General features: G+C 64.2%; 11 protein-coding genes. 7 read left to right on the top strand and 4 right to left on the bottom strand.

Going from position 1 to position 13,032, the window contains the following annotated elements; translation table 11 throughout:
* Positions 1 to 278 precede the first annotated feature (278 nt).
* The 6 genes from OUZ49_RS18270 (at position 279) to OUZ49_RS18245 (ending at position 7,558) form a co-directional block, all read left to right on the top strand.
* Entirely contained in the window at positions 279 to 1,292 is a 1,014-nt protein-coding gene (locus tag OUZ49_RS18270; protein ID WP_266152039.1) for a class 1 fructose-bisphosphatase, read from the top strand.
* A 194-nt stretch (positions 1,293 to 1,486) separates the two neighbouring features.
* Positions 1,487 to 2,428: a patatin-like phospholipase family protein gene (locus OUZ49_RS18265; RefSeq protein WP_266152038.1), complete on the top strand. Its 942-nt coding sequence runs from the start codon at positions 1,487 to 1,489 to the stop codon at positions 2,426 to 2,428.
* Positions 2,429 to 2,494: 66 nt separating this feature from the next.
* Positions 2,495 to 4,528, top strand: a complete 2,034-nt coding sequence (locus OUZ49_RS18260; RefSeq protein WP_266152037.1) for a S9 family peptidase — start codon at positions 2,495 to 2,497, stop codon at positions 4,526 to 4,528.
* A 117-nt stretch (positions 4,529 to 4,645) separates the two neighbouring features.
* Positions 4,646 to 5,032, top strand: coding sequence for a GntR family transcriptional regulator (locus OUZ49_RS18255; RefSeq protein WP_266152036.1), 387 nt, complete (start codon positions 4,646 to 4,648; stop codon positions 5,030 to 5,032).
* 148 nt (positions 5,033 to 5,180) lie between these two features.
* Positions 5,181 to 6,077 (top strand): ABC transporter ATP-binding protein, encoded by an 897-nt coding sequence (locus OUZ49_RS18250; RefSeq protein ID WP_266152035.1) that lies wholly within the window; start codon positions 5,181 to 5,183, stop codon positions 6,075 to 6,077.
* Positions 6,074 to 7,558: a hypothetical protein gene (locus tag OUZ49_RS18245; RefSeq protein WP_266152034.1), complete on the top strand. Its 1,485-nt coding sequence runs from the start codon at positions 6,074 to 6,076 to the stop codon at positions 7,556 to 7,558. The genes OUZ49_RS18250 and OUZ49_RS18245 overlap by 4 nt, the downstream gene beginning before the upstream one ends.
* A gap of 144 nt (positions 7,559 to 7,702) precedes the next feature.
* On the opposite strand, the gene OUZ49_RS18240 is transcribed toward OUZ49_RS18245, so the two are convergent.
* From OUZ49_RS18240 to OUZ49_RS18225, 4 genes are all read right to left on the bottom strand, one after another.
* Positions 7,703 to 8,401, bottom strand: a complete 699-nt coding sequence (locus OUZ49_RS18240; RefSeq protein ID WP_266152033.1) for a helix-turn-helix transcriptional regulator — start codon at positions 8,399 to 8,401, stop codon at positions 7,703 to 7,705.
* A 3-nt stretch (positions 8,402 to 8,404) separates the two neighbouring features.
* Positions 8,405 to 9,070, bottom strand: coding sequence for a hypothetical protein (locus OUZ49_RS18235; protein WP_266152032.1), 666 nt, complete (start codon positions 9,068 to 9,070; stop codon positions 8,405 to 8,407).
* A gap of 148 nt (positions 9,071 to 9,218) precedes the next feature.
* Entirely contained in the window at positions 9,219 to 10,310 is a 1,092-nt protein-coding gene (locus OUZ49_RS18230; RefSeq protein ID WP_266152031.1) for a PA0069 family radical SAM protein, read from the bottom strand.
* A gap of 46 nt (positions 10,311 to 10,356) precedes the next feature.
* Entirely contained in the window at positions 10,357 to 12,570 is a 2,214-nt protein-coding gene (locus tag OUZ49_RS18225) for a hypothetical protein (RefSeq protein WP_266152030.1), read from the bottom strand.
* Between the two features lie 190 nt (positions 12,571 to 12,760).
* On the opposite strand from OUZ49_RS18225, the gene OUZ49_RS18220 reads away from it, so the two are divergent.
* Positions 12,761 to 13,015 (top strand): GlsB/YeaQ/YmgE family stress response membrane protein, encoded by a 255-nt coding sequence (locus OUZ49_RS18220; RefSeq protein WP_266152029.1) that lies wholly within the window; start codon positions 12,761 to 12,763, stop codon positions 13,013 to 13,015.
* Positions 13,016 to 13,032 lie beyond the last annotated feature (17 nt).

Genomic DNA, 13,032 nt, shown 5'->3' with positions numbered 1-13,032 from the left:
GAATCCCTCCTTGTGACGAACGCCAGTCTGCTGACCCCCTGCTGCCAACGTGTTGTCAGCAGTCGGCCCCTGCACGAGGGCGGCAGGGCTTAGGGACGAGTGGCGAGGGCGCTGGACGGTCCACCTGAGGCAAGCCCGCAAGTGGCGAGAACGCGCGCCCTCACTACTCACCCCTCGTCCCTCGCTTCCCCGCAGCTGAACAGCCCGGTCAGGCAGGCCGCTGGCATGCGTGGGCGCGAGCCGGGACAATGGGCACCTCTTTTTTCCGCGGGTCTGTCATGAAGTCCATCTCGCTCATCCAGTTCCTTATCGAGGAACGCCGCGCCGGCCGCATCAATGCCGAGCTTTCCCTGCTGATCGAGGTCGTCGCCCGCGCCTGCAAGCGCATCGCCGTGGCCACCAACAAGGGCGCGCTGGGCGGCGTGCTGGGCGAGGCCGGCACCGGCAACATCCAGGGTGAGGCGCAGAAGAAGCTGGATGTGATCTCCAACGAGATCCTGCTGGAAGCGAACGCCTGGGGTGGCCAGCTCGCGGCGTGTGCGTCGGAGGAAATGGAAGACCCGCAGCCGATTCCCGACATGTACCCGAAGGGCCACCACCTGTTGCTGTTCGATCCCCTCGACGGCAGCTCGAACATCGACGTGAACATCTCGGTCGGCACCATCTTCTCGATCCTGCGCTGCCCGGACGGCGTCGCCGAACCGAAGGCCGAGCACTTCCTGCAGCCGGGCACCACCCAGCTCGCCGCCGGCTACGTGGTGTACGGCCCCGCCACCGTGATGGTGCTGACCTTCGGCCATGGCACGCACGAGTTCACGCTGGATCGCGAAGTGGGCAGCTTCATCCTCAGCCGCCGCGACATCCGCATCCCGGAAGAGACCGCCGAATTCGCCATCAACATGTCCAATCAGCGCCACTGGGAAGCGCCGATGCAGCGCTATATCGGCGAGCTGCTGGCCGGCAAGGACGGTCCGCGCGGCAAGGACTTCAACATGCGCTGGGTCGCTTCGATGGTGGCCGACGTGCATCGCATCATCACCCGCGGCGGTGTGTTCTTCTATCCGCTGGACGCGAAGATCAAGTCCAAGGGCGGCAAGCTGCGCCTGATGTACGAGGCCAACCCGATGGCCTTCATCATCGAGCAGGCCGGCGGCGCCGCCACCACCGGCCGCGAAGCTATCATGGGCCTGCAGCCGACCGGCCTGCACCAGCGCGTGCCGGTCTTCCTCGGCTCGAAGAAGGAAGTGGAAGTGGCGACGCACTACCACGTCGAGGCGGACGCGGCCGTCTAAAACCTCGGTTCCATTCGAGGCCTGGGACCCCGTCCCTGTGCGTCATCCCGGCAAACGCCGGGATGACCTGACCGCTGCCCAACCAAGCGCCTGGTTCGGACATCGCGGCGCCCTGCGGCGGCCTTACACTCGCTCGCCAGTCACCACCGCGCGAACCGCGCATGGCGACACCCCAACCCTCAGCTGCCGCCCACATGCCCTCCTTCCGCCGTTTCCGACCGCTCCTGCCCCTGCTCGCCAGCGCGCTGCTGTGCGCCTGCTTCGGCAACAGCAAGCCCACGCCACCGCCCGTCGTGGTGGTGCCGCCGGCACCGGCCAAGCTGCGCATCGGCCTGGCCCTGGGGGGCGGAGCAGCGAAGGGCTTTGCCCATATCGGCGTGATCAAGATGCTGGAGGCCAACGGCATCCATCCCGACGTGGTCGCCGGCACCAGTGCCGGCAGCGTGGTCGGCGCGCTGTATGCGAGCGGCATGGATCCGTTCCAGTTGCAGGAGACGGCGTTTTCGCTGGATGAAACCCGCATCCGCGACGTGCGGCTGTTTTCCGGCGGCGTGGTGCAGGGCCAGAAGCTGCAGGACTACGTGAACCAGCTGGTCGCCAACCGCCCGCTGGACCAGATGAAGATCCCGTTTGCCGCGGTGTCGACCCAGCTGGAAACCGGCCAGCGCACGGTGTTCGTGCGCGGCAATACCGGCCAGGCGGTGCGTGCGTCGAGCAGCATCCCCGGGGTGTTCGAGCCGGTGGAGATCAATGGCAAGCACTATGTCGATGGCGGCGTGGTGAGCCCGGTGCCGGTGGACGCCGCGCGCCAGCTCGGCGCCGACGTCGTGATTGCGGTGGATATCTCGACCAAGGCCAGCGGTACCAATCCGGTCGGCATGATCAATATCGTCGGCCAGTCGATCAGCATCATGGGCCAGAAGCTCGGCGAGCAGGAGCTGGCGCGCGCCGATATCGTGATCCGTCCCAAGGTCGGCCAGATCGGTGCGGCGGATTTCGAACAGAAGAACCAGGCCATCCTCGAAGGCGAGCGCGCGGCGCTGGCAGCCGTCCCGACCATCAAGGCGAAGATCGCGGCGCTGCAAGCGTCCCGGCAAGCGGTCGCCCCAGCCGCAGCGGCGATCGCCGCTCACTAGGGCCTGCTGGCGAGTGACCGTGGGGCCTGATAGCGTGCGGTCTTTCCGCACCGATTAGGCCTTGTGATGACCCGCCCTGCTCGCCTGTTGCTGCCCTTAGTCGCAGCAGCCTTCGTACCTGCCTGCTTCGCCAGCTCCGCCAACGTCGATCCGCGCATCGAGAAACTGCTCGGCGAACTGGGCAAGGTGCGCCACATCGAAGCCGTGCAGCTGTCGCCCGACGGCAGCCAGCTGGCCTGGGTGGTCCGCACGCAGGGCAAGGACAGCGTCGAAGTCGCCAAGGCGGATGGCAGCGGCGCGCATCGCATCGGTTCGGATAAACCGGGCACTTGCAACGACAGCGATGTCGCCTGGGCGCCGGACTCGCATCACCTGGCGTTTCTGTCCGATTGCGCCACCGGCGGCAAACAGAAAGAGCTGTTCCTCGTCGATGCCCATACCAGGGCTGCGCCGAAGAAGCTGGCGGCACTGACCGGCGTGGCACAAGGCCTGAGCTGGTCGGCGGATGGCAAGACGCTCGGCTTCCTCTACGTGCCCAATGGCACGCGCCAAGCCAGCGCCGTCTTTGCGGCCAAGCCGGCGGCCGGTGAGATCGGAGTGGACGGCATGGAAGTGCAGCGCGTCGCTGCCATCGATACCACCGGCGGCGCCGTGCAGCTGCTTACTCCGGCCGAATCGTACGCTTACGAATTTGCCTGGTCGCCTGACGGCAAGCGGATTACCTATACGGCTGCACTCCCGCCGGGCGACAACAACTGGTGGCTGGCCAAGCTCTATGTGCAAGACGCGCAGCCAGGTGCGCCTGCCCACCTGGTGCTCAATCCGTCGACCGTCACCGGCTCACTGCACGGCCTGCAGATGGCGCTGCCGCGCTGGTCGCCCGATGGCGAACGGATCGCCTTTATCGGCGGCCTGATGAGCGACCAGGGCTCTACCGGCGGCGATATCTATGCGGTGCCATCCCAGGGCGGCGACGCGATCAATCTCACGCCGGACATCCACGTCACGCCGTCGTGGCTGGCCTGGACCAGTCCACAGCAGTTGCTGGTTGCCCAGATCAGCAATGGCCAGAGCCAGGTCGCCGAGTACGCGGTGGCCGCCGACAAGGCCAGCCAGGGCCGCACGCTGTTCACGCTGCCAGCAGACATCGGCGACGGCAGCGCGTGGATGGCGCTTTCCCTGTCCAGTGATCACGCGCACGTCGCGTTCGTGCAGAGCTCGTATGCCAATGCGCCTGAAGTTCACGCGGGGACGCTGGGCGAAACCGCCCCCGCCGCGGTGACCACCATCAATGCAGGCCTGAAACCCGGCTGGGGCAAGGCCGAGTCGGTGGAGTGGGAGAACGAGGGTCGCCATGTGCAGGGTTGGTTGCTGTATCCGGCCAACTACGATCCGAAGAAGTCGTATCCGATGATCGTCGCCGTGCACGGCGGCCCGTCCAGCGCGGTGATTCCCCGCTGGCCGAGTGTGGGCTTCGGCGGCTCGCCGTTCTCGGCGCTTGGCTATTTCGTCTTCCTGCCGAACCCGCGCGGCAGCTTTGGCCAGGGCGAGGCCTACGTGCAGGCCAATCGCAAGGACTTCGGCCACGGTGATTTGCGCGACATCCTCGCCGGTATCGACACCATCGAAAAGAAACTACCGGTGGACGACCGACGCCTCGGCCTCACCGGCTGGAGCTACGGTGGCTTCATGAGCATGTTCATCCCCACCCAGACCCAGCGCTTCCGCGCGGTGGTGGCAGGAGCCGGCATCGCCAACTGGCAGAGCTACTACGGCCAGAACCTGATCGACCAATGGATGATTCCGTTCTTCGGTGCGTCGGTTTATGACGACCCGGCGGCCTATGCGAAGAGCTCGGCGATCAACTTCATCAAGCAGGTCAAGACGCCCACCCTGGTCGTGGTCGGCGATCGTGATGCCGAATGCCCGGCGCCGCAGTCTTTCGAGTACTGGCATGCACTGCGCGCACAAGGCGTGCCGACCTCGCTGGTGGTGTATCCAAACGAAGGCCATCACTTTGTCGATCCGGACCATCAGCGCGACGTGCTGCAACGTGCGTTGATGTGGTTCGGGAAGTACTTGCCGCCAGCCTCGAGCTAATCATTCTCCTGGCCTGGATCGGCCCCTTGGCCGCCGATGTCCACATCGGCGGCCTTTTATTGCCCGTGACCGATGGGCTATTGACCGAGCCGCATGTGTATTGTTGTATTAATACACATGGATGCCTCCATATTCGCCATTCAACCGACTTCGGCCGAACCGATTTATCGGCAGATCGTCGAGCAGCTGCGCCGATTGATCGCTGGGGGCCAACTGGCATCGGGCGAACTGCTGCCTTCCGTGCGTGACGTCGCGGGCTTCCACGCCATCAACCCCATGACTGTGTCGCGTGCCTATGGCATCGCCGAAACCGAGGGTCTGCTTGAACGATTGCGTGGCAAGGGCATGGCTGTAGCCGCCATGCACCGTGGTACGCAATCCCAGGCACATCGCCTGGCCTTGCTCGAAGCACAGCTCGCCGATGTCGCACGACATGCGCAGGAGCTAGAGCTGCCGGCCGAACTGGTGTTGCGCCGGCTTAGCAAGATCATGGGGGGATCATGAGCGCATTTGTGTGCGCGGCGACGGCTGCGGCTACTCGAAGCGCTAATCGACCTGCGCGCACTGCTGCCGGCATCAGCTGATCACCCTGCGATACCGGCTGTGACAAAAGCCCGATTTTTCACCATTCGTTCGATCCAAGAGGTAGTCGATGAATGCCATGCTTCAACCCACCATTGAATCCACCGACGCACCGCTGATGGTCCGCGGCCTTGCCCACAGCTATGAAGGCGGCAAGGTGCTCACCGGCGTGGACCTGACCTTGGCGCCCGGCACTGTGCTCGGTCTGATTGGCCGCAACGGTGCCGGCAAGTCGACGCTGATTCGGGCCATGCTCGGCCTGATGCAGCCACTCGCTGGCGAGGCGCGGGTGTTCGGCGAGCCGGCACTGAAGCTCTCGGACAAGGTCAAGGAGCGAATCGCCTACGTGCCGCAGCAGCCGGAAGCGCTGGCCTGGCTCAGCGCGGAACAGATGCTCGACTACGTGGGTCGCTTCTACCCGCGCTGGGACGCCGCCTTCGCCAAGGCGATGCTGCGCAAGTGGGACATCGCGCCGAACCGGCTCCTGGCCAAGTTGTCGCCCGGCGAACGCCAGCGCGTGGACTTGATCCGCGCCCTCGCTTCGCAACCCGAATTGATGGTGTTGGACGAACCGGCCGCCGCACTCGATCCGGTCGCGCGACGTGACCTGTTGCGCGAGATTGCCCTGCGCGCGGGTGATGCCGGCACCACCGTGTTGTTCTCCACGCATATCGTGTCCGACCTGGAGCGGGTCGCATCGGATATTGCGTTTCTGCACGAGGGCAAGCTTTTGCTGCACTGTGGCGTGGATGAAACGAAGGAGCGCTATGCACGGCTTTGGCTGCCCGCCTCCATGTCGGCCGCGGCGCCGGCGCAGGTGCTCAGTCGTCATCGTCACGAGGACGGAAGTTTGAGCCTGGTGGTTGAGCGAGGCGCCCATGGTCAATGGCCGGAAGCGACTGGGCTTCCTGGCGCGCGCCTTGATGCATTAGGCCTTGAAGATCTCTTTGTGGAGATCGCGGGATGACACTCGCTTCGCTGCTTCTCATGCCGTTGCGACTTTGCCAGCGTTCCTCGCGTTGGCTCGCGTTATTCATTTCCATTGTGTGCGGCGGCGGAGCGATCACTGTCGCCGTATTTTCGTCCAATGCGAAGATGCTGTTCGGCGTTGCCATGATCCTCGGCGCGGGCATCGGCCTTCTTTGGGCCTTCTATCTCTCCATCCTGACCTTGGTGGCGATGGACGCGCGGCAACTTCGCCTTCCTCGCCTGCAGCGGGACGTCATCGCCTGCCTGCTTATCTACGGCGTTCTCAGTGTGGTGCCCGTTACGCTGTTGCTTGGACTAGCGCATGCAAACATCCCGGCCGTCGCCATGCTGCTGGTTTTGTGCGTGCTGTTTGGACTGGGCTTCGCCTTGCTACCGCGCTACGTCGTCATGCTGCTCGGCTTTCTTCCGAGTGTTCGGCTTGCCCTTGCCCCGATACTGATGATTCCAGGCCCTGGCGATTCAGGCTTCATGGCATGGAGCCCACTCGTGGCGCTGGCATTGCTGCTGGCTTGTATCCACCGCTGGCGTGTGCTCATGCGGTCAATCCAGCCGGCCGAGCTTGGATTCGGCAGTTCGATGGTGTTGCAATACCGTCGCGGATCGATGGGCCGATGGAGCAACCTCAGTGGCCTCGAGAGTCCGATGTCGGTTCGCCAACGTCCCGCTTGGATGCAGCCCAAGGCGGATCTCCGCGAGGTTGGCCCAAGCAACCCTCAAACGGCCTTGCGCGTCGCCCTCGGCGGTTGGTACCTGCCGAAGACGCTGTCGGGACACTTGCAGTCCCTCGCGGCGGGCTTGCTGTCCCTGTTGCTGTTCGTTGCGTCCATGATGCTGATATCGGTCCATCGCGGGCAAGCCGATGTATTGCACAAGCTATGGCTCTCGGGCGGTATCGCCATGCTCGCGTGGGTGGGGATCTTTGGTGGCGCGATGCTGATGATCGTGACCGTTCAACTGATGCTGCAGCGTTGGCGGCGAGTGAATGGCGAATTGCCGTTGCTCGCCTTGTTGCCGGGACTGGGTGATGCCACTACTGCCAAAAGGCAGTTGCTACGAGCCAGCTTGCAAAGACCCTTATGCGTTCAAGGCGCACTGCTGGTGATCATCTCGGCAACCGCTTACGCGCTGCATGTTCGAGGCATGGTTCTGTTGGCCTTGACGGGAACGCAACTGGGATGCGCCGCGACGCTGGTGGCATGTGTGCTAGGCGTTGTCGGTGGCCGACCACTTCCCAACTGGGCTTTCATCGTGCTGATAGCCGTCGTCACAGCGTTGGCCAGCCTCGCGGCGTTCCTACCCCTCGTAAGTCTCGGCAGCCAGCCATGGCCATGGGCGGCGCCTGCCATCGGTCTGTTTCTGGTGGCATGGCTGTTGACAGGCGTTGTCCTGCTATGGATGGGACGACGTGGTTGGCGCGCTTTACAGGAAAGGCCCCATGCGTTCCTTTCCAACGGATAGAAGCGCGCTTCATCCATACAAGGGAACCAGGGCATGAGCGTCCGACAGCAGTTCGCGCACGCCGTCGCCTATGTCATTGGGCGCGCTGTCGGCAGCTTGCCTGCCGACGGCCCTGATCCAGGTCTTTATTGGGCGCTCGCGAGGCTAAGGGGTTCGGAAGGGTTCGATTCGCGACTGGACTTTGGAGTCGGTCTGCGGCTCTTCCGATGACAGCAAGGCGCCGACGCGAAAGCGGCACGTGTGTCCGCCACGCACGATACATTCCATGTGATGGATACGACGTCCGCTGGCGGCTTCCATGAAGGCCAGGTCGAACTTGCACACCTGCGGATGCTGCTGGGCGAGCGCGTGGAAGACGCAGTTGAAGGCCTCGACCTGCCATTCGTCGCCATGTCGTGCGGCGATCGCTTCATAGCCCATGGCATCGAGCTTCCGGGCCAGACCCTGCACCACCTCCACTACGGGTGTGGCCGCAGCTGGCGCCACCTCACGGCTGCCGAGGCCATGACCGAGATCGCGCAAGAGATGCTCGACCTCGGTGGTGCCGAAACGGGCACTCAGTTGCGTCAGCAAGGCGGTGGCGATGGTGCCGTAGTTGCGCGGAAACAAGGCCTGCCCCGCCTCGGTGAGGCGATAGCAGGCCAATGGTCGGCCTCCGCTTGGGCGTGACTGTGTCCGTTCCACATAGCCGCGTGCGATCAAGGTGCTCAGGTGCTGGCGCACGGCGTTATGGCTGATACCCAACTGCGCGCATAACGTCTCCACCGTACCGCCCTCGCTGGCCAACAGCAGTTGCCGCAAAAGGCGCTGCTGGGTGGCACCGAGTTGACCGAGCGCGGCCATCGCTCAGCTCGCCTTGTCCGGAAACTGCTTGGCGATACCGCCTGCCAACGCATCGGCAATGACGTTCATATGCGCCTGCATCGCAGTCCAGGTGGCCTGCTCGTCCTTGCTGTTGCCGCTCATGATTTGCTGGATCTGGCTGGCGTGATGCGCCACGTGCGCGGCAAACAGGCTTTGTACGGCGTTCTCCGGCAAGTTGGGATTCGCGCTGGAAAAGAACTTGGCAATGGCGGTGACATTGGCGTTGAGATCAGCCATGGCCTTTTGTTCGGCTGCGCTGTCGTTGGCAGCGCTCGCGTCCGTCAGTGCCTTCACGCCACCCCAGTGGCCGGCGAGCAATTGCAGCGTCTGATCGCCCGCTGGCTTGCCATAGAAGCCAGCCACCGCATCGGCAATCTGTTTGGCGTTGGCGACGACAGCATCCGCTGCTGCTTTCGCTGTGGCCGCGTCGTGCGCATGGACGGCCATGGCGTATTCACGCGTGTGCACCACATGGCCATGCCATAGCGAACGCATGGCCGCCTGCAATTTCGGCGCAGCCACCGGTGCCACGGCCGGGGCTTCCTGGGTCATTGCAGCCATGTCATGCGACAAGGGCGCGGCCTGCACCAGGCCAGCGGTGGCGCAGCACACGCCGGCGACGGTAAACAACAAGATTCGGGTCTTCATGAGGTATCTCCGGTAGGTCGCCAAGAGCGACTCCGGACAGTCTGGGCGTCCCCTATTTACGCGCAACCGATCTATGTGTAAAGCCTGTACGACAAGGCTTTTCGCGCACCCACAGGAGGATCGGCGCAGCCCATACCGCTGGCCTGGGTCAGAAAAGCTGGCCCTGCGGCGATTGCTTGCGGGGTGCCACGAAGCGCGCGGTATCCAGCCACAACTCACGCGCCCGGCCGAAGCCGTGCTTGCGGCAGGCGACGTCGAAGCGACGACGGATCAGCTCGGCGAAGACGCCTTGTCCGCGCATGCGGGTGGTGAAGTCGCTGTCGTAGTCACGGCCCCCATGCATCTGCTGCACCAGGCTCATGACGTGTGCGGCCCGTTGCGGTGCGTGCAGTGCCAGCCACTCGCGGAACAGGGCCTTCAGCTCATACGGCAAGCGCAGGGTGGTGTAGCCGGCGCAGCGTGCACCGGCGTCGGCCGCTCGCTCCAGCACTGCTTCCATATCGCTGTCGTTGAGTGCTGGAATGATCGGCGCCACCAGCACGCCCACCGGCACGCCGGCTTCGGCGAGGGTGCGAATCGCCTTGATGCGCCGGTGCGGCGCGCTCGCCCGCGGTTCGAGCTTGGCTGCCAGCTGGTTGTCCAGCGAGTTGACCGAGACGAATACCTGCACCAGGCGTTCGCGCGCCATCGGCACGAGAATGTCCAGGTCGCGTTCGACCATCGCGTTCTTGGTCACGATGGTGCAGGGGTGGTGGCATTCGGCGAGCAGCTCCAGCGCGGCACGCGTCAGGCGCCAGCGTCGCTCGATCGGCTGGTACGGATCGGTATTGCTGCCGATATTGATCGGGCTGACGACATAGCCGGGGCGCGCTAGCTCCAGCCGCAGTACTTCGGCCAGATTGCTCTTGGCGCGAAGCTTGGTTTCGAAATCGAGGCCGGGCGACAGGTTGATATAGCTGTGCGACGGACGCGCGAAACAGTAGATGCATCCATGTTCGCAACCGCGATACGGGTTCAAGGCCTGGGTGAAATGGATGTCGGGCGAATCGTTGCGCGTGATGACGCTGCGCGCGCGTTCCTCGGTGACTTCCGTGCGCGGGCGCGGCGCCTGTTCGTCCAGCAGCAGGCTTTGCCAGCCGTCATCCTCGGCGTGATGGCGAATCGATTCGAAGCGCCCCTCCGGGTTGGAAGCGGCGCCGCGACCCTTCAGGGCCTTGAGCGGGAAAAAGGACTCGTCCATGGAAGAAGTCTGCGCCGGCGACGTCTCAGCCAGCGCGACACCTTCCCTAGGGCGGGAGTTGCTGTTCGAGCGCCCTGGTCATGGCAGCCAGCGGGTAATGCCGGTCGAGCTGATGGCCGAGTTCGGCAAACACCGGCGTGGAAATCGTCCAGCCCAGGGGAATGGGGTAATCGCCAGGACAGAGGCGAAAATGCCACAGCACGTCGCCGCGCGAGGGATCGACGGGATCGGGTTGCAGCGCTCGTAGCAACTGCACCCGTGCGTATTCGCCGCGTGCATTGCGCGTGGCGAGCAACGCGTCGAACGGCGCCGTCACTTCGCCACGCACGCTGTGGCGCAGTCGACCGGGCACGGCGGGGCAGGTCGCTGAATAAAGCGGCAGCGGATGCTGTGGATCGTGTTGATCGACGAAATCGCTCATCAACGGGTCGTTGCTGATATGGATGACGATGAAGCGCAGCGACTGCCCGCGCTGGGTCGCCTTGGCCCGCAACATGCGCATGAGTTCCAGCAAGGTGGTGGTACCGGAATTTTCGAAGTAGCCACCATCGACCAGCTGGAGGCGGTCAGGTACGGGAGGGTTGGCCAGGGCGGTATCCAGGGTTCCCGCGGGGCTGATATAGGTGAAGCGTGCGCTATTCAGCACGACTTCGCTCAACGGCACACGCGGATCGAGCCAGCTCGAGCCATCGAAACCCGCCGTCCACGGTTCGCGTTCTGGCGTGGCTATGGGCTGGAACGGATGCTGCACGAAGCGCCGCCCTTCAGCCACCGTGGTGCTGTTGAGAAACAGCGCCGGCAGTGCCGCCGAGACTTCGCCACCCGGCTTTTGATAGAGCATGCTGAAGGGCTGGGCGAACGCATCCAGGCCTTGCTTGCGTGCAGCCGATTCCCAGGCCCGAGTCAGTGCGCGCGCACGATCATTCAGCCACGCACCAGGCAGCCAGCGTTGCGTGAAATCGACGAAGAACGTATTGGCCAGCGTGGGCGCAAGAAAATCGTGGCCGAGCATCGCTTGCGCACGCTCAACCAGCGCCGCGGCACCGTCCGCTACGGGTTGATTGAGCATGCTCACGTAGGTGGCGAGGCCAAGGCTGCCTCCTGAAACGCCGCTGGCGGCAAACAGGTAACGGGCAAACAGCGGCCCACGGCTGGATGGCCTGTCGCTGTCGATCCCGGCCGTGAGACGACTCAGCACCATGGCCGTCCATGCTGCACCGCGAATGCCGCCGCCTTCGGCCGAGACCAGGATGACAGGGCATGGCGTGCGGTTCGCGCAGCGGTCGTCCAGCCAGGCGTTCGCGTAGGCATCGAAGCTTGGTCGCGTCTCGGGCGGCGGAGGCGTCGGCTGCTGGTGCGTGCTCATGGAAGCGTACTGGCGCACCTTGTGGTTGTCGTTGAGGTGCATCCAATGCAGCGATGCACTCAACAACAGCAACAGGCTCAGCAAGGGCACGCCGCGCCGGTCGCCGACCATGCACAGCAGGCTGCCGCTGGAACACAGGAAGGCCTGGGCGACCAGCATGATGGCCAGAGGGCCGATGCCATCGAGCGCTTCGGGTCGAAGCCCGATCAGGATGGTGGCGAGGATGTTCAGCAGCACCACCACGACAAAGAACGTGCAGGGCACGACGCCGAGATCGCGCACGCGCCACACGCGCTGCTCGTGGGATGGATAACGACTCAACGGCAGCGTGGAAGACCTGCGACGCGACAGCGCGTTCCACAGACGACGGCGCGTGACGAAGAACACCACCATCGCCACGGACTCCAGCGACAAGCCGATCGCCCGCCAACTGCGCTGCCCGCAATGGCCGGTGATGCCGCAGGGATCATGTGGCAACTTGCTTAGCGCCAGCACATAGCCAAGACATACAAGCATTGGCACGGCCGCACCGAGCAAGCGCGGCAGCCAGTCGCGCAAACGCGCGGCGCGTCGTTCCTGCAACGCCGGCCAGCGCGGGTAGCGCAGGCGATACGCGTTGCGCCCCGCATACCAGATGGAAAGGCCAGCCAACGCGCTGGCCAGCAGCAAGCCCAGGTAGCGAGCTCCGCTCGGATCCGTCCACAGTGCGATCAGGTACAGCTCCGCCGCCTGATCCACGCCAAACGTCACCGCGATGGCAATGGCCAACACCAGCAGCGAGACGCGCACGGGCTTGAGGTGATCGAGCAGCAACGCGGTCCATCCAATCACGCGCCGCCAATGCCGACGAAAATGTCGCTTGCGCTTACCGGTTACCTGCTGTGTGGTCGGCATGCCCTTCCCCATCGAGGCCGCTTCCCCTCGGCGGTGTCATCTTAGGGCGTTGCCGGTACCGGCGGCACTCTGCATCAGCTGAATGAACACCCGCACCGATCACTCTTACGTCACAAAGTCGCCACGCCGCCGCTCGAATACTGAATCCCGTGTCCGAGCATGTTTCTTCACCACCTGGAAGGAGCGCGAGATGACCGGTTTGCTGATTTTCCTGCTGGTAGGTGCGATAGCCGGATGGCTGGCCGGCTTGATCGTCCGTGGCTTTGGCTTCGGCCTGATCGGCAATATCGTGGTCGGCATCATCGGCGCCTTCCTGGCGGGTTGGCTGTTGCCCCGCCTTGGCGTGAGCTTTGTGCTGATCAGTCCGCTGGTCACCAGCATTGTCTACGCCATGATCGGCGCGATCATCCTGCTGGCCATCATCGGCGTGTTCAAAAGGGCGTGATGTGAGGCAAAAGAAAA

The organism is Dyella halodurans (assembly GCF_026283925.1).
In the GTDB taxonomy this organism is placed as follows: domain Bacteria; phylum Pseudomonadota; class Gammaproteobacteria; order Xanthomonadales; family Rhodanobacteraceae; genus Dyella; species Dyella halodurans.
Note: the sequence above shows the minus strand (reverse complement) of the source record. Positions and strands in the feature narration are given on the sequence as shown.